Here is a 17,235-nt window from a genome sequence, read left to right as displayed (position 1 = left end):
TAATTTTGTTTTTAGAATGAATATCTAGGATAATGCCTGAAAATTCCTCATCTTTTTTTGCAAGTTGTTGAAATAATTCAATACTGACTTCACAGGGTTTATACTCAGTTAATTCAAGATATTCACAGCCTTTTTCATAATCTTCAAGACTTGAAAAGACAATTATCTTAAAATCTTCAAGGCTTCCCATCACAAGAAAGTCCTTTTCATGGTCTTCACCTATTGCAGGGCAAATGAACTTCATTTAAAAACTCCCGTTCCTGTCCATATTGAAGTTTTGTGAGTGGGGATTAATCACAAAACCCTGGAAATGTTCATCCTCATCAGCCATTTGTGCAATATCGTCAGGTGTGACTACTTTCATTTCAAGCTTATCCAAAAACAGTTTGGAAATTTTAGCGCTTCCAACGGCATATTCTCTAATGTCTGTAAAAACAGGGATAATGTATTCTTTGCTTGACTCTGTAAGAGTTAATTTCACGGGTCTTTCTTGCTCATCAACCAATGTGAAGTATATCTCATTCGGATATTCCTTTTTGATATTGGCCTTTATAGCTTCAAGCTCAATTGCGCTTTCGCTTTTAAGCTTTTTTGCCATATCTGCATATATTTGGATATATTCCTTAAGCTGGCTTTTTGAAGCCTTGACATTATTTTTTTGATAATCTTCGTAGTCTTTAGGATCCATATCTATTCACTGCAGTCGTGTACATCTTCACTAGCTATAACAAAGTCCCATTGTGGTGCGTTGATTGCAAGGCCAATGAAATCTTCATCATCTGAATGGTCAGCTATAATCTCTTCACCAGTTTTTTTATCTATATGAAATTCGCTTTCACCAAATTGCTCTTTAAACTCTTCAATAGCTATATTCGCTTCTTCTTCGTCAGTGTAAATTGGAATAACGAATTCTTCAACATCTTCTTCTTCATCACTGACAATTAAAGCGACAACTTCTTTTTCTTCACTGCTTGCATTAGTAATAAAAATGAATTCTTCATTGTGTACGCTATGTTCTATTTCGTGATAAATCTCATTTAACTCATTGATTTGTTCTTCGTTTTCTTTGTCAAATTTTTCATCAATGTCATCGGCGGTTTCAAGATATTTTTCGATTTTTTCGTTTAAATCATCATCAAGTTCAATGAATCTTTCTATTAATTCTTTAAGTTCACTCATTATATCACCATAATAATCATAAAAAAAGTTTTTAAAAACAAATGAACATTCTCTTCCTAAACACCACTAAAGGAATACAAACGAATGCTCATTTCAACCATCACCATTGTTCATATTATAAAAAAATAGTATATAACAATATGAACAATACTATTTTAATTTTCAACCTATATAAAGTTTTAGTATCTTAATGGTAATTAGAAATCACTTTCAATAGATTTGATTAGGTTATAGATAATTTTGTTTGTACTCACATCAACATTGTTTTTTGTTCCAAGGTCAATAACTTTTCCGTTAAGCGAATCGATTTCCGTCTTAATTTTCATTTGGATGTCCTGATGGGTTGATGAGAAATGGTTATAGGTGTCAGGAACTAATTTGGAATAGAAAACGTCCCTGTATTCATCGGGAGTATCCCAGAGTGTCGAATAGCCTGAAGATTTAATCACTTCAAAGATTTCATCAATGATTTTGTCCATTATTTCTATTGAATATTCATTTTCGGTTAGCTTGCCGTAATTCACATCAAGTATCGCTCCTAATGGGTTTAAGGCGCAGTTATAAAGCATCTTTGCCCAAAGATATTTGTCGACTTCATCTGTAAGCTCGCACTTTATTCCGGATGATGTTATCATATCGGCTATTTCCTGTAACTCTTCCGGATCTTCTTTTTGAAGCGAACCGATTAGGATGGGTTCCGTATAAACGGTCACTTCACTGATGTGCCTTTCGGGATGTCTAAAGCCGGTGATTACGCGTGCCGAGAAAACTTTATCTTTGGGGAAATATTTCAGATAGGCTTCATCGTTTCCAAATCCGTTCTGGAAAATGATGAGCTTGCCATCCTTTTTCAGAATTCCCCTGTTCCGATTTAGGTTTAGCGCAATGTCTTCATTTGCAGTCGTCTTGCTTGTTATGAAAATATAGTCAAACAGGTCATCTCCAATATTTTCATAGTCTTCGTATACATCAATTTCACTGCTGTCAAATGAGTAATGTGCAAACAGTCCGCATCGTTTGATTCCGTTTTCTTTTATGGCTTTTGCTGTATTTTCTCTTGCAAGAATGGATATGTTCGCACCTTGAGATTTAACGGATGCTGCAAGTCCAATTCCAACAGCACCAGCACCAATTATTAAGATATTCATTTTTATAATTCCCATTATTCAATATTTGAAAAGATATTCGTCACATATGTCTTTATAGGTGCAAAACCTACATATGTATTGTTTTTTTGGCGGAAATATCTCATTGTTTATGTTGTTTCTCACTTCATACATCGTATCCACGGCATCATCTATTTCACATTGGTTCAGATATTTGCGTTTGTTGTCCTTTTCGCAAACGTCCAACAGTCTCAGCCTGCCGCTTTTTGTAAAAAACACCCCTACGCTTGAGACTTTCCTATCGTATACATTTTCCACAAGCAGCTTATAGTAACATAATTCCCGGCGATATCTGGAAAACGAGTTGGATTTGCTGGTTTTATAGTCAATTACAACCAATTCACCATTTCCATCCTCTAGGATAATATCGCATATTCCTGAAAACCTGTGCTCCTCATCAAGCAAATACTCTTCGGCACAAAATAACCGGTAATCGTTTTCAACGAAAATCTCATCAAAAAAAGAGCTCAGATTGTCGATGTGTGTTGTCAGGTCATACCCGATATTCAACTCATGGGCAATTTTTAAAAGCTCATTGTATGTGTCAATGTCTGAAATGTCGTCACCAAACTTTTCAGTGAATCTTTCAGCTATCAGGTGAACATCGCTTCCAAGTGCCATATATTCATTTTCGGGAACCTCAATTTCATCTATGTATTGGAATTTAAATTCCAGTGGACACTTAAGATAGGAGTTTACTTTTGATTTAGACAATTTCATTTTTCAAACCTTTAAAAAAAATAAGATTGAGAGTTAAAACTCTCATATTAAATTGAATTCACCCTCACTTTGATTTAATGTTGTCAATGATTTTTTTGCAATTATCAATGAAGTGATCACTATTTTCATAGGTAATGTTGTCCCCGTTTATCCTGAAGTTTTGATTATTCTTATTGAAGTAAATTTCAGCGCTATAATCTGATTGGCCCTCTTTGTACAGGTAATAGGTAGTCACTCCATTCTGGTCAACTTTCTGGCTTGAAGTATATGTGCCCTGTTTAAGTAAGTCATTGAAGATGTCCGATATGTTTAGAGAGTTATCAATTTTTTGAAGTTCAATAGTCACTCCAGTATCATCATTAAAGTATTTGATGGCACTGTCATTTATTTTAGTTTGATTGAAGCCATCAATCTTTGGAAAACTAATATCTACAGCTTTCTTACTGTCAGCTGTTTGGTTGTCATTGGAACCAAGAATATTAAAGCCATTAATGCTTACATTGACGCCAACGTATATGACAAGCAGTATTATGAGTAAGGCATATAGAGTTTTGTTTTTCATGTTTATTCTATTTGATAAATAAAGTATATATAATTAATTTAATCTAACGAAATTTTTAAACAATGATAGTAAAATTATCATTAAGAAATGTTATGCTCCGTGTCAAATTAACTTACTATCATCGCACCGGATGAAATTGACATTTCCTAAAGTTTTATCCACTACTTAAGCAGGATTTCACTAATCCAGTTATAATCATTACCAAAACCTTTATATATTATGTTTTAAGGACTACAATTTTTCAAATTGGCTGTGATTTTACAAAATAGCTTCAACAAGCCTAATATAAACAAGTCAAGGATGGGATTGAAAACTTAGTTTTCGTGAGGCATTTTCCCTGAGATAGAAACTGTTTAATTACCTATTATTAAAATTAATAGTTAATTTATATAACATTCTAATAATGGGATGATATAAGAGAGTTACATTTAAAGTAAACCTCTTTGGGAAACAAATTGATTAAAATTTTAATGTCTAATGTGGAATTGTAGAGATTTTTTCTCTGCAATAGACATTAAATCTGGCTTTTTTTTTATTAAGAATTTTACTATTTTCGGATATTTTAAACAATATTTAAATATTTTTTTAGATAAACTAATATTATCAAGTAATATCAAGGAGATTGAAAATGAAAATTGTAGCACTTCAAGCAAGTCCACGTAAAGGCGGAAATTGTGATGTATTGATGGATGAAATAATTAGAGGAATTGAGGAAAACGGCGGAGAGGTAGTCAAACACTATCTGGAAAAGGAAGAGATAGCCCCATGCAAAGCATGTTTATACTGTGCTGAAAACCCGGAATGTGTACGTGCCGATGATGGAAACAAAATATTGGATGAATTGGTGGCGGCAGATGGCGTAATATTTGCAACCCCAATTTATTATGGGCAAATGACCGCTCAAGGCAAATTAATAATTGACCGTTTCTATAGTATCGGTCAAAATCCGGACAAAAGCTTATCAGGTAAGGCAGCATTGATATTCACTGAAAACCAACCTGAAGGAACCTATGCGGACTACATTGAACTTACCAAATTCTCACCGTTCACATTTATGGGATATGAGGTTCTTGGCCATGTGGATGCGGGTAGCGCAGGTCCGGCAGGTATTGTTGCCGAAGAACAACCTGACAAATTAAAAGAGGCTTATGAATTGGGTAAGAAGTTTTAATTCAATTAAAACTTTTCTTTTTTTTGATTATTATGGGTCTGGGTTCACTTTTTAAAAGAAACAAAAAGGAAAAAACCGAAGATGCCGTTGAGGAATCCCACATCGACATTGCTTTCGAGGAGTGTGAGGGATGCGAAAAATGCGTTGTCGCATGTCCGAACAATGTATTGATAATGGATGATGACAAATCATCGGTCAGCAATTCATTCGGATGTAAGCGCTGTAAGGTATGCATGGCAATTTGTCCTAATGACTGCATTACGGTTAATTAATCTTTTCACGGATGTTGTCTATGAAACATCTGTTCTCTATTTTAATTATTTTTGTTACATTGTCCGATTTTTTGATTCTTATCGTATCGCCGCTAAAGACTTCAATTGCTTTTCCATCGTATAATGCATAAGAGGTTGTGTCTTTTCTAAGTTCGGTTATTTTGATTTCTACAATGGAATCATCAGACAATATTATGCTTCTGTTGAGAATTGAATGTGGGGCTATTGGCGTTAAAGTCATAATGTTTGCGGCAGGGTCAACTATGGGGCCGCCGCAGGAAAGGTTATATGCGGTGGATCCTGTTGGAGTGCAGACAAGTATGCCGTCCGCTGTATATGAATTAATGAGCTTGCCGTTGACCATCACATCAAATCTGACTACGCCGAATGTGTTTTTTGAGATGGCTATCTCATTCAGGCTTCCGGGTATTTTAATTTCCCTGCCGGTTGGCTTAATTATTTCGCCTTCAAGCATCATCCTATCTTCAATGTCATAATTTCCCTTCAAAATGTCAGTTAGTGCCATGGCGATGTTTTCGGGTGAAACTTCCGTTAGGTATCCGATGGTTCCTGTGTTAATTCCGATAATAGGTTTTTGATTGCATAATCTTGCAGTTTCAAGGAATGTTCCATCTCCTCCAATGGAAATGACAATGTCAGATTCATTAATTTCACTGACAATTTCAATATCCAACTCATTTGAAATTTCAATAAGGGACTCTTTTGTTTTAACCGCATTCTCGTTAAGGTCATCTTCATTAATGTATATCTTCATGTTTTTAATTATGTTTAAGTCAGTTAAAAAAATTATTGTTAGCTAAGCTTTTAAATATTCTTAAATGCATAATGGTTAATTAGTGATGAAAATGAAAGACATGTGGGGATTAACTGTTCGTGGGATTTGCGAGGTCAACGGTAAAATACTGCTTTTGAAGGTAAGGTCTAAATCAGGTCATGATGCCGGGAAATGGGAAATTCCCGGTGGTAAAGTTAAGAAATGCGAATTTTTTGATGATGCATTAAGAAGAGAGTATCTCGAAGAAACAGGGCTTGAAATTACAATCGAATCCCTTTACAATGTTGTTCAAATCAATTACACGGCTTGCAAAACCAATGAGGAAGTCAAATCCATACAGTTAATCATGAAAGTGACCTCTGCGGGTGATGAAGTAACAATCTCTGAGGAACATGATGGATATAACTGGTTTACAAAAGAAGAGGTGGACGAACTGATTGAAAAAGGTTTGCTTACAAAAGCGGCTGCAAATGCCTTTAAAAAATAAAAATGTGATTATGGGCTCAATTCATCGGCGCCTATAACTTGGATGTCCATGTTTTCAACAAAGTCCTCGGTTTCACTGCCGAACAGCTGGAAGTGTTCTGATGCCATATGTTCCTTCAGCGCATCTAAGGATTTCCATTTTTCGATAAAGGTTACTGTATCATCATTTAAAGATTTTAACAATTGGTAGTCTATATTTCCCTCTTCGGCAAGAGTATTTTCTATCAAATCATCTGCCAATTCAATAACCGTATCCCGGCAACCATCTTTAGGATATACTTTAGCTAAAACAATAATGAAATCCATAATTTCAACCTCTATTTGGTGGTTATGATTAGTTATTGTTTTATGATACTTATGTATTTTGAAATTATTTTAGGAATTTATGCATTTTTTTCAGAATGTTGTCACAAGTCCTTAGTTAAATATTTAATTGAATATTAACAAAATATGATTATGGTTAAAGTAAGTATTTTAGGGTCAACTGGTGTGATAGGCAAAAATGTGGCATTCACATTGGCAAGGGCCGATACGGTTGATGAGATTGTTTTATATGCAAGGCCTCAAAGTGTGGACAAGGCCAGAGGTGAAAGTTTTGATATGTATGATGCTTTGGCTGCTGAAGACATTGATTGCAGATTGACTCCAACCTCTGACTTTAATGATATTGAAGGTTCGGCCATTGTGTTGATTACTGCAGGAATTCCAAGACAGGAGGGAATGAACAGGCGTGATTTGTCCGTTCCAAATGCTAAAATCGTAAGGGCTTATGCAAAGCAAATTGCTCTTCATGCACCGGATTCAATTATTCTCATCGCGACAAATCCTGTTGATGTAATGACAACAGTGGCATTGAAATACTCCGGATTCGATAAAAAAAGAGTTATCGGAATTGGAAATCACTTGGATTCATTAAGACTAAAAAACTATATGTCACGACACTTAAACATTAACAGTTCGGAGGTGCATACCAGGGTTATTGGTGAGCATGGAGATCACATGGTTCCCCTTTTAAGCTCAACAACAATCGGGGGTATTCCATTGAAATATTTCATAAAATCTGTTGATGTTGATGTAAAAAGACTAATTAACAGACTTAAGAATGCGGGAAATACGATTATAAGTAAAAAAGGTGCAACGGAATACGGTCCGTCCTATGCTATTTCAAATTTGATTTCCACAATCATTACGGATTCCCATAAGATACTGACTGTAAGCACTTATCTGGAAGGTGAAATTGAAAATGTCAGTGATGTTTCCCTGGGTGTCCCTGTTGTTTTGTCTAAAAGGGGAATAGCCATGATTGTTCCAATTCATATGAATGATTATGAAAAGGATAAGTTCTATGAAGCAGCATCCATTGTAAAAGAAACCACGGATGAAGTCTTGTTGGAATTGAATGAAGATTAGGTAAAATTCAGACTAAAAAATGAATTTTACTTTTATCCATATCTTCTAGTGCATGCGGCTTCACCTCGCCGTCAGGCATGCCCAATGCAAGTATTCCGACTATTCTGAAGTAATCGTCAAGGCCGGTAATTTCCTTTACAACCTTTTCCGAATCCTCGCCTTCAGCGGTTTTTCTTAAGTGAATTTGAACCCAACAGCTGCCGATATCTAAGCTGGCTGCCATTAGATGCATATACCCGAGAGCAATCGAGGAGTCTTCTATCCATGTATCAGAAATCAGGGTGTTTGCAACAACAACAATTGCCTTATCGCATCTGGCAAGCATTTCAGCTCCGGATTCTTTGGATTTGGCTAATTTTTCAAGGGGTTCCTTGTTTTCAACAACCAGAAAATTGCATGGTTTCCTGTTTCTGCTGGTTGGTGCTAAAAGACCTGCTTCAAGGATTTTTTCCAAATCTCTTTTTGGAATGTCTTCATCTTTGAATCTGCGAACGCTACGCCTTTTAAGTAATAAGTCGATAAATTCCATCAAATCACCTGATTATCTTTTTGTTTTTATAATGATTTAAGATTACTAACAAGTTAAATACATATATTTAAAAGGATTAATATTATATATAAGATAATATAACTTAATCATTGGAGAATAGAAATGGTTAATGAAAATTCAAAAACTATTGAGATAAACAGGCTGAAATCTCCCTTAAAATATGAGGATTCCAAGGTATATGACAGTAAGGGAAATCAATTGGCATGTGTTGAAACATTTTCCGATTTAAAATATATTGTGGAACCTAATGCGGGTGTTTTAAGTGAGGAGGAAATTCTTGAACATGCTCCCAACTCAAAAGAAGCTGCAAGAATTAGATTAAGCAGGGGTGTTGGTGATAATTCAGATGTACTGCTGATTAATGACTCTGTTCCAACATTATTGGGATTTTATTACACTGCAGCCATTTGTCTGGCCATTCCTGCTTTTTACAGTGGAAACAGGTTTGCGATGTTTTTCATTTTAATCTTATTCATACTTCCGTTGGCATATCTGTACTATATTTTCAATCTGAAACAGTATGTTACAACAGCATATAAGACACCCACCAACAATACTCAATCGAAAATTGGCAAAACCAAAAAAGCGGAGGATATCGAATCCGAGCAAAGTCTGCAATCCCTTAATAAATATGTGGATGAGGTTGAGGAGTTAAGATCAGTCTTTGATAATAAGGAACTTAAGGTAAGGGATTTGATTGCTAAACGCTTCGAACCACCTCAAATGACTTATGATAGATTCATGACTACTATTGACAAATCCCATGATCTTTTTTACCATGAGGCGGATGGTGCCATAAGCATTGCCAGATATGCTCTTGAAGATACACCGAGAGTTGAAAGTGAACTTGAAAGTAAGATAGATACATTAAAGTCAATCATCGACCAGATTGAGGATCTGACTAACGAGCTTGTCATTAACATGAGTTCCGAAGACAAGTCCGGCGAGGATGTAAAATCATTGATTGATGATATGGAGAACCTAATAGATTCTGTAAAAGAGTATAAGTGATTGAAATGACAAAGTTTTGCCCCAAATGTGGAAAAGAGTTGCCTGATGAGTCTCATTTCTGTCTGGAATGCGGATGCAGGATAGATAATAAATCCGGCACTTCCAAAATTTCAGATAAGTTTTCAAACGGCAAAATCTTTTTAGCATTGATTTTTCTTGTTCTTATTGTAGGTGGTGCTTTAATACTTGCAATGGGTGGTAATGGAGATAATCAGACTAATGCAGATGATGCATTGGCAAAGGAAGCCAGTGAATTTTCATTAACTGTTAGCGATGTTGACGGGCATTACAGCAGTGAGAATAAAGATTACTTCTATTGGGTGGAGGTATTGTTCCAAAAAGTGCCGTCAAATCAAAAGGAATATATTGTTAGGACAACTTATCTGGATGAGAACGGCACTGATGTAGGTCATGAAACGGAATCTCTGTCTCATGTGTATTATGACAGTGATTATCCAATTTCTATAGGTTATCATACTTCATATAAGTATATTGATGTTGATTCCGTTAAAGTTGAAATAATACGGGACGGCAATGTCATTAAAGAATTCACAGGCAAGGCTGATAAAAATAAATTTAATTTTGATAAACCACAAGGTAACCAAACTAATTAAAAGGTGATATGATGGCTGAATTTTCCTTAGACATTGATGAAATACAAAAGGATGTTGAAAACACTATTAAAAAAGAAGAAGTAAAATTAGAAAATTCCAATATTAAAGATAAGGCTAGTGAAAATGCCGTAGCAATTTTCGAAACAGATTTAAACAATCCCACTGAAAGAGAAGGCATATTAAGACCTTTGGAAAATTTCGGTATGGATGACATGTCAAAGTCCGCTTCAAGAAATGAGATGTTGGCCACCAGATTTGTCGACATCAATAAAGGTGGAAAAGAGGCTGAAAACATTGGGGATAAACTGTCAGAACTGGAAAGGCAGATGAAGGATTTGGATCCCGGCAAAGTCGATTTCACTAAAAAGGGTTTCTTGGGAGATTTGATGAATCCTGTTCGCAAATACTTTGCAAAATATGAAAAGGCAGAAACCGCAATATCAAACATCATAGACTCTTTAAACAACAGCAGTAAGGTCTTGCAAAATGATAATGTGACATTATTGAATGAGGAAAACTACCTGAGGGAAGTTACAAACAAGCTTTTGGCTGACATTGAGCTTGGTAAGCAGATGGACGATTCCATTGAAGCGCAAATCCAACAGGCGGAACTTGAGGGAGTAGACCCTAACAAGATAGCTTTTGTTCGAGAAGAGGTGTTGTTCCCGCTCAGACAAAGGATTATGGACATGCAGCAGATGATTGTTGTAAACCAGCAGGGAATTGTGTCACTTAATGTAATCAGAAGAAACAATAAGGAATTGATTCGCGGCGTTGACAGGGCTAAAAATGTAACAGTTTCAGCCCTAAGAACTGGAGTGATGGTTGCAAGTGCTTTATATGACCAGAAAATTGTAATGGATAAGATCAACATACTTAACCAAACCACCGAAAGCATAATCGAGTCAACTTCACACATGCTTAAGGAACAGGGAAGCGAAATCCAGAAGCACAGTGCCGAAGCAATGATTTCACCGGAGGTCTTGAAGGCTTCATTTTCAGAGGCGATTTCCGCCATTGAAGATGTAAGCACCTATAAGGAACAGGCACTTCCTAAAATGAAGGAAACCATACTGATGTTTAGTGACATGGCCGACGAAGGTCAAAAAGTTGTAGAAAAGCTCGAAACAGGCAACAATAATTTAATAGATTAACTTTGATATTATGGATACGTTTGAAAAGCTTAAAAGATCCTGGTGGGTTTTGTTCCCATTCACATTAGCCCTGCCGGGTTTTGGTTTCATCTACATTGGACTGAAGTCAGATAATAAGAACTGGGTACTGGAAGGCATTACATATGAATTGCCGCTCTTTTTTTACTTTTTGACTTCGGCAATATATTCCTTTGGGGCGATGGCACCTTATTATGTGGTGCTAATGCTTTTAGCAGTTTTAGTTGCATTCATCAGATCTGTAATGCTTGCCATCAAGCTTCTTGATGTATATGATAATGAGGCCAGTCCAAAAATTACCCAGACAGGCTCATCCGGCTCCGTCAAAACTTCCATTAAGGATAAGGATTCCAACTGGCCTGCATGTTGCGGATGTCTGGTTCTGATATTCATAATATTTGCGATAATTACAATTCTTTAGGTGAAATTGATGAAACTGGTTGTTCAAAGAGTATCCGATGCAAGTGTGGAAGTTGATGGTGAGATCACCGGCCAGATTGGAGACGGTCTAACGGTTTTGGTTGGCTTTGGAGTCAACGACACCACCAGGGAAGCGGATTACCTTGCAAAAAAGTTAGTGAAATTAAGGGTCTTTCCGGATGAAGACGGAAGAATGAACAGGTCTGTTCGCGATATTGGGGGAAGGTTACTGCTTGTTCCCCAGTTCACGTTATACGCATCGACCAAAAAGAACAGGCCATCATTTCACAAATCATTAAATCCGGATGAGGCTACAGTATTGTTTGACTATTTCACCGAGCAGTGCCGGCAATTCGTTGAAGTTGAAACGGGCGTTTTCGGCGCTTTCATGAAAGTCAGCTTATTAAACAACGGTCCTGTGACAATCCTGCTTGAAAAGGAATATGGTGATTAATATAATTTTTCACCGCTGTACTCATTTTCTTCAGTGTAAATCCTAATCAATGTGTCGACAGTGTCATCATACATCAATCTATAGCCGATGGCCCCTCCGGCATCCGATTTCACGTTATTGATGGAGGTGTCGCTATTCTCACCACAGTTATTTATTATGTACCACATTCCGTGGGGGGTGTAGATGAACAGTTCGCCCTCACCCATTTCAGCACCTTTCTTAAAGCTGTCTTCGGGGTCGTATATTTTGGTGGAATGGATTGCCAGTCTTGACAAATCCTGTTTCGGATGGGTCCCGGTCTTTTTGAATAAGGTATTCAGCCAGCTGTAGGCATTGTCCTTAAGGTTTACTTTAGCTATCGGATCGGCAAATGCTTCTTTAATCTTGTTTTGTCTTTTTTCAAGGGTGTTTTCGATTCCGAGTATCTCCTCAACTTTCGGCACATCCTCTTCAAGGCACCTGTATCCTTCAGGCCTTCCTGTAACCTTGACGATGCCGTCAACAAAATCCTTTCTTCTAAAATCACGCATATAAGATTTGACTTTTTCAAAATCTTCATCAGGTATCCTTTTGTTCAATCCATAAAGATAACCGTATTCGTTCGCATCGTAGCATTTTGTTTCCAATTTCAATTCCTTATCTTCCATTTCAATCACCTTTCATTATTCAACTAGTCTGTTAATATATTCTAAAATTAAGCCAATACCATATTCTAAATTGTTAATTCGCTCATTATTCGGCTCCGTTAACATTAATTTATAATTGCCTAAAAAAAGAAGAATAAAATACTCGATTGACGAGTATTCTATTTGAGTGTTAGTTTATAAAGTGTTGCATGCTGTGCGGTACTGATATTCTGCGCTTTAACATTATCTGGGAAGGTTATGTTCATTGTATAAAATCTCATCAGATAAACGTTTTTATCGGTATAGTTATTCAAGTCATCCGGAATAACAAATGTGTGATTGGTGACATTTTCTCCCAGATATGCCAGCTTATACGTCATATTACCATTTTTAAATCCATTAAACTGCTTATACACTTTATCTAATTCAGTATGTGTACGGATAAAATGGTTGTCTGTATCGTAGATGATAACAGTATCGTTGTTATTGATTCCGGAGAAAAATTCAGTCTCATTAATCAAAGTCTTGTGCATGCTCTTGATTTCATTCACCTCATGATAAACATTAAATGCGCCGACAACTGAAATCAGTATGATGATCAACAGGAGATGTGTCTTATTAAGTTTCAAATCACTTAATTTGATGCTGATTGCTATCCATAATATTCCAATAGCATGCAATATGTATCTGTCATATAGGATTGGTTTATATACAATGGATGCAATGAATCCTAAAAATATTGTTCCTACAAATGCGCCGTATCCCATTAGTAAAAATGCATCTTCTTTACTTCTGGTTTCTTTGAATTTATTGTATAGCATTATAAATAATGCAATCATAGCTAAAACACTAAATAACTGAATTAACTTATTTCCAGAAATTGTAAAAGCGTAACTAATGTAGTATACTAAATTATTGAATGTAACTTTAGTTATAAAGAAATTTCCATGAACTAAATGCAGTTGATTATATAATGATGGAATCCAAGGGATAAATAGAATAACGCAGAGCAATGCTGAAATGAATAGTTTCTTAAGATTGCTTGTAATGTTCTCTCTTTCCTTAAAGAATATGATCCAAACGAATAGCATTATATAAATTACAACTGTTGTTAAAATTGAAAAGTAATGGGTATATGCAGCCAAAGTTACAAATACCGCAAATAAAATCCAGGATTTATAATCGTTTTTATCCAGTATGTCCTTTACAAAAAGGAATGCTATCACCATAAATAACAGTGCCCAGGTATACATCCTTGCAGTCAGGTAGTATGTAAAGAATTCGGACATTGCGATAAGTGCTAAAGAGAATATGCCTGCACTCAATAATCCGTAGTCTTTTCTTATTTTGGTCAATGAAATTACTAATATAATTAAATATGGGATTAATGAAGGAAATTCAAGTAAATGCATAATGCCCATATTCAAACCTATAACACTAACTAATTTTTTAAACAGAAAACAAATAAAATAATATAATGGCGGATGCACATCACTTGCAGTAACAGTCACCATATCTGCAAGATTTAAATTCAATAATCCTCTTGTATAACCTTCATCAATACTTAAAAAAGGATATTTGATATAAACATAAAAAAGAATTATTAAAAATATAAAACTGATAAGCAATGGCAATATCTTAACAAAACCATAATCCTTACTATTATTTTTAAAGTCCATTTAAACACCTTTTAATCTTTTTATTCAAGTATGTCATATTATGTTTCTATCATTTATTTTTAATAAATCTATCCTATTGACATTTATTGGCTAGTTCTTTTGATATACAAATTTTAGATAATTGCTAAAATATTTTAAAATGATTTAATAAAACTATAATCATGTTTAGAAAAATGAGACGTCTTGGACAACAGTTATCTGATGAGGAGTGCATTGAAATTTTAATTAATGAGCCCCCGTGGCGTTTTGGCCATTTTGGGTGATGGTGACTATCCCTATGCCGTTCCGATGAGCCATGTCTATGTTGACGGAAAGATATATTTCCATGGTGCAAAGACAGGTCACAGAATTGATGCAATCAAAAGGAACCCTAAGGTGTCATACTGCGTGCTTGACAAAGGGGTTAAACAGGAAGATGAATGGTGGTATACCTTTAAAAGCGTGATTGCATTTGGAAAAATCACCACATTAACTGATAGGGAAGACAGGATTGACAAATTGACCCATTTGGGAAACAAATTTTTCCCAACACCCAAGGAAACAGAAGATGAGATAAACAGGCTTCTGGATAAGACAGAAGTGTTTGAGATAAGCATTGAGCATATGACGGGAAAGGTTGTCCGGGAAAAATGAATATGTCCTCAAGGGATATTATGAATGCCATTCCTTAAACTTGATTGAAAAAAATATCTTGATTAATATTTAAAATTCAATAAAAAATCTAAAAATTGAGATAAACACACTAAATTCTACAAAACAATTAAATATGCTTATTAATATAATTCATAAGCAAGTTACATAAGTATTAAAAAATTTAAAATTATTCAAGTGTTAATATGGTAAAGATTTCTGTTATTGTTCCGGTTTATAATAATGAAAAATATTTGGATAAGTGTTTATCCAGTCTTACTAAACAAACGTTGAGGGATATTGAGATTATATGCATAAATGACGGGTCTGATGACTCCTCTCAGGATATCCTTAATGAATATAAGGAAAAAGACAATAGGGTCATTGTTGTATCACAAGAAAATCAGGGAGCCGGTGCAAGTAGGAATAACGGGATGGACATTGCAAAAGGGGAGTACATATCATTTGTTGATGCTGATGACTGGCTTGAAAGAAATGCCCTTAAGGAATTATATGAAAATGCCATAAATAATGATTCGGACATGGTTCTGTTCAATTCGGTTGAGCGCTTGCCTGACGGGGAAAGGAAAGAAAGAATTTACATGCCGAATGATGATGATGTTGACTATGCTAACTTTGCCTTTGATTACAATCACTCCAAAAAGTTAGTGATGAATGCAATGTTTGTCGTATGGTCCAAGATATACAAGACATCATTTTTAAAGGAAAGCAATATCAAATTCGACACATACAAGATTTTTAATGATGTGCAGTTCCATATCGAATCAATGCTTCTTGCTGAAAGAATGTCTTATGTTCCTAAAATTCTATATAATTATAATAAATTGAATGAGGATTCACTTCAGACTTCAAAATCCAATTCCAATAAAAGACTGCTTGTTTTTGACGTGTTTGATGGTGTTGAAGACTTTTTAGTTGAACATGCCCTTTTCAATGAATTTTATTTGGAGTTCCTGCAATTCAAAATCACAGAATCAAAAGCTAATTTGGACCGGACCACAGATGAGTTCAAGGAGGAATTCTATCACAAAGCGAGAAAAGAGTTCATCGAAATGAATGTGGGAATAGAAACCCTTGATAAACTCCCGGTTAAGGATCAATTTTTTTATATGCGTGTTCTGATGAATGAGGACTACGCCGGTTATGACCTGTATTTCACTGAAGTCTCCAAACGCAGGGAAAATTTTGTAAATATAAAGTATGAAAATGAACAAATGAAAAAGTTCACCAGGTTGGGCATCAATCCCGAAAGGGACGAGAATTCAATAATTGTTTCCCTAACCTCCTTTCCGGAGCGTATGGAAGATATCCATTACTGCATATTTTCATTGCTGTCCCAGCATCTGAAGCCCCATAAGGTGATTCTGTGGCTGGCTGAAGATCAGTTTCCCAACAAGGAAGATGACTTGCCTCAAAAGGTATTGGATTTCAAAGAGCATGGCCTGACAATAGAATGGTATAAGGACATCAGGTCATACAAGAAACTAATTCCCACCCTATTGAAATATCCCGATTATTATATTGTGACTGCCGACGATGACATATTCTACCCGAAAAATTGGCTGCAGCAGATTTGGAAAGTTCATGAGGAACATCCAGATGAAGTCATAGCTACAAGGGTTAGGAGAATAACCTTTGAAGACAATAAGATAAATAAATATGGGGATTGGGAATTGCTTCATGAGACCTGTGACGCATCCTATCTGAATTTCCCAACAAACGGTGCGGGAACACTGTTTTTGCCGAACATGTTTTCCGAAACAATTTTTGATGAGGAGTTGTTTTTAAAGTTATCCCCCTATGGTGATGACATATGGTTCTGGGCAATGATGCTGCTTGATAAATTTAAAATAAAGCCCATCAAAAAGCCGGTTTATGTGTTGAAATATGTGAATATTGCAAGGGAATTGGGCATTGTCGGCGGATATAAACTGTGGGATACGAATGAAGAGAAATGCAATGACATTCAGATTGGAAATGTTCTTGATCAGTTCCCTGAAATTTTGACAATGTTGCTAGAGGAGAATGAGAATGACAAATGATGCAGATGAGTACATTAAAATTAAAAAAAGCGAACTCGATGAGTTAAAATCTAAAATTGAAGAGCAAGAAATTGTTATTGAACATGCAAGGGGTTACGCTTTTGGTTTGGAAAGTAAAAATGTCAGATATTTAAATAGGATTAAAGAGCTTAAGGATGATATTGAAGAGTATGAGACATCAGCAAGTTGGAAAATCACAAAACCCTTAAGAAGCATTATGAATTTATTTAAGTAAACATGATAACTGGAGATTG

Annotated in this window: 23 protein-coding genes; 12 read left to right on the top strand and 11 right to left on the bottom strand. The window is 35.6% G+C overall.

What is annotated here, in order from left to right:
* From ACKI4K_RS09175 to ACKI4K_RS09150, 6 genes are all read right to left on the bottom strand, one after another.
* The coding region (locus ACKI4K_RS09175; RefSeq protein ID WP_407424422.1) for a hypothetical protein at positions 1-244 on the bottom strand (244 nt) is incomplete at its 3' end.
* Entirely contained in the window at positions 245-688 is a 444-nt protein-coding gene (locus ACKI4K_RS09170) for a hypothetical protein (RefSeq protein WP_407424420.1), read from the bottom strand.
* Between the two features lie 2 nt (positions 689-690).
* Positions 691-1,179, bottom strand: a complete 489-nt coding sequence (locus tag ACKI4K_RS09165) for a hypothetical protein (RefSeq protein ID WP_407424418.1) — start codon at positions 1,177-1,179, stop codon at positions 691-693.
* A gap of 197 nt (positions 1,180-1,376) precedes the next feature.
* Positions 1,377-2,327 (bottom strand): ketopantoate reductase family protein, encoded by a 951-nt coding sequence (locus ACKI4K_RS09160; protein ID WP_407424416.1) that lies wholly within the window; start codon positions 2,325-2,327, stop codon positions 1,377-1,379.
* 18 nt (positions 2,328-2,345) lie between these two features.
* Positions 2,346-3,065, bottom strand: coding sequence for a RecB family exonuclease (locus ACKI4K_RS09155; RefSeq protein WP_407424414.1), 720 nt, complete (start codon positions 3,063-3,065; stop codon positions 2,346-2,348).
* Positions 3,066-3,129: 64 nt separating this feature from the next.
* A complete protein-coding gene (locus tag ACKI4K_RS09150; RefSeq protein ID WP_407424413.1) occupies positions 3,130-3,627 on the bottom strand; it encodes a hypothetical protein in 498 nt (165 codons plus the stop codon).
* A gap of 628 nt (positions 3,628-4,255) precedes the next feature.
* Between ACKI4K_RS09150 and ACKI4K_RS09145 the strand changes: the two genes are divergently transcribed.
* Both ACKI4K_RS09145 and ACKI4K_RS09140 read left to right on the top strand, forming a co-directional pair.
* A complete protein-coding gene (locus tag ACKI4K_RS09145) occupies positions 4,256-4,798 on the top strand; it encodes a flavodoxin family protein (protein ID WP_407424411.1) in 543 nt (180 codons plus the stop codon).
* Positions 4,799-4,830: 32 nt separating this feature from the next.
* Positions 4,831-5,070, top strand: a complete 240-nt coding sequence (locus ACKI4K_RS09140; RefSeq protein WP_407424410.1) for a 4Fe-4S dicluster domain-containing protein — start codon at positions 4,831-4,833, stop codon at positions 5,068-5,070.
* On the opposite strand, the gene ACKI4K_RS09135 is transcribed toward ACKI4K_RS09140, so the two are convergent.
* A complete protein-coding gene (locus ACKI4K_RS09135; RefSeq protein ID WP_407424408.1) occupies positions 5,063-5,845 on the bottom strand; it encodes an NAD(+)/NADH kinase in 783 nt (260 codons plus the stop codon). The genes ACKI4K_RS09140 and ACKI4K_RS09135 overlap by 8 nt on opposite strands.
* Before the next feature lie 85 nt (positions 5,846-5,930).
* On the opposite strand from ACKI4K_RS09135, the gene ACKI4K_RS09130 reads away from it, so the two are divergent.
* On the top strand, positions 5,931-6,353 hold the full coding sequence (locus ACKI4K_RS09130) for an NUDIX hydrolase (RefSeq protein ID WP_407424424.1): 423 nt from the start codon (positions 5,931-5,933) through the stop codon (positions 6,351-6,353).
* Positions 6,354-6,361: 8 nt separating this feature from the next.
* Here the strand turns inward: ACKI4K_RS09130 and ACKI4K_RS09125 are convergent, their stop codons facing one another.
* Complete coding sequence (locus ACKI4K_RS09125; RefSeq protein WP_407424406.1) at positions 6,362-6,658, bottom strand: putative quinol monooxygenase; 297 nt, start codon at positions 6,656-6,658, stop codon at positions 6,362-6,364.
* 150 nt (positions 6,659-6,808) lie between these two features.
* Between ACKI4K_RS09125 and ACKI4K_RS09120 the strand changes: the two genes are divergently transcribed.
* Entirely contained in the window at positions 6,809-7,762 is a 954-nt protein-coding gene (locus ACKI4K_RS09120) for a malate dehydrogenase (protein ID WP_407424404.1), read from the top strand.
* Between the two features lie 7 nt (positions 7,763-7,769).
* On the opposite strand, the gene ACKI4K_RS09115 is transcribed toward ACKI4K_RS09120, so the two are convergent.
* Positions 7,770-8,291, bottom strand: a complete 522-nt coding sequence (locus tag ACKI4K_RS09115; protein ID WP_407424402.1) for a nitroreductase family protein — start codon at positions 8,289-8,291, stop codon at positions 7,770-7,772.
* Positions 8,292-8,414: 123 nt separating this feature from the next.
* Here ACKI4K_RS09115 and ACKI4K_RS09110 point away from each other — a divergent pair, with 123 nt between their 5' ends.
* From ACKI4K_RS09110 to dtd, 5 genes are read left to right on the top strand one after another with little or no spacing between them, the layout of a single operon-like run.
* Entirely contained in the window at positions 8,415-9,323 is a 909-nt protein-coding gene (locus ACKI4K_RS09110; protein ID WP_407424400.1) for a hypothetical protein, read from the top strand.
* 5 nt (positions 9,324-9,328) lie between these two features.
* Positions 9,329-9,937, top strand: coding sequence for a zinc-ribbon domain-containing protein (locus ACKI4K_RS09105; protein WP_407424398.1), 609 nt, complete (start codon positions 9,329-9,331; stop codon positions 9,935-9,937).
* A gap of 11 nt (positions 9,938-9,948) precedes the next feature.
* Positions 9,949-11,091 (top strand): toxic anion resistance protein, encoded by a 1,143-nt coding sequence (locus ACKI4K_RS09100; RefSeq protein WP_407424396.1) that lies wholly within the window; start codon positions 9,949-9,951, stop codon positions 11,089-11,091.
* A gap of 10 nt (positions 11,092-11,101) precedes the next feature.
* Complete coding sequence (locus tag ACKI4K_RS09095) at positions 11,102-11,530, top strand: hypothetical protein (protein ID WP_407424394.1); 429 nt, start codon at positions 11,102-11,104, stop codon at positions 11,528-11,530.
* 9 nt (positions 11,531-11,539) lie between these two features.
* Positions 11,540-11,983 (top strand): D-aminoacyl-tRNA deacylase, encoded by a 444-nt coding sequence (gene dtd / locus ACKI4K_RS09090; RefSeq protein WP_407424392.1) that lies wholly within the window; start codon positions 11,540-11,542, stop codon positions 11,981-11,983.
* Here dtd and ACKI4K_RS09085 read toward each other — a convergent pair.
* Together ACKI4K_RS09085 and ACKI4K_RS09080 are read right to left on the bottom strand one after the other, a co-directional pair.
* A complete protein-coding gene (locus ACKI4K_RS09085; RefSeq protein WP_407424391.1) occupies positions 11,980-12,630 on the bottom strand; it encodes a hypothetical protein in 651 nt (216 codons plus the stop codon). The genes dtd and ACKI4K_RS09085 overlap by 4 nt on opposite strands.
* Positions 12,631-12,788: 158 nt before the next feature.
* Positions 12,789-14,288 (bottom strand): hypothetical protein, encoded by a 1,500-nt coding sequence (locus ACKI4K_RS09080; RefSeq protein WP_407424389.1) that lies wholly within the window; start codon positions 14,286-14,288, stop codon positions 12,789-12,791.
* A gap of 228 nt (positions 14,289-14,516) precedes the next feature.
* On the opposite strand from ACKI4K_RS09080, the gene ACKI4K_RS09075 reads away from it, so the two are divergent.
* The 3 genes from ACKI4K_RS09075 (at position 14,517) to ACKI4K_RS09065 (ending at position 17,216) form a co-directional block, all read left to right on the top strand.
* The gene (locus ACKI4K_RS09075; protein ID WP_407424387.1) at positions 14,517-14,921 is read left to right on the top strand and encodes a pyridoxamine 5'-phosphate oxidase family protein; all 405 of its coding nucleotides are present in this window, start codon (positions 14,517-14,519) and stop codon (positions 14,919-14,921) included.
* 203 nt (positions 14,922-15,124) lie between these two features.
* Positions 15,125-16,981 carry a glycosyltransferase gene (locus ACKI4K_RS09070; RefSeq protein WP_407424385.1) on the top strand — a complete coding sequence of 619 codons (1,857 nt, stop codon included), beginning with the start codon at positions 15,125-15,127 and terminating at the stop codon, positions 16,979-16,981.
* Positions 16,971-17,216: a hypothetical protein gene (locus ACKI4K_RS09065; protein WP_407424383.1), complete on the top strand. Its 246-nt coding sequence runs from the start codon at positions 16,971-16,973 to the stop codon at positions 17,214-17,216. Before ACKI4K_RS09070 ends, ACKI4K_RS09065 begins: the two co-directional genes overlap by 11 nt.
* Positions 17,217-17,235: the final 19 nt, after the last annotated feature.

This window comes from Methanobrevibacter sp. (genome assembly GCF_045644645.1).
Classification (GTDB): domain Archaea; phylum Methanobacteriota; class Methanobacteria; order Methanobacteriales; family Methanobacteriaceae; genus Methanocatella.
This window is presented reverse-complemented; position numbering and strand designations above follow the sequence as displayed.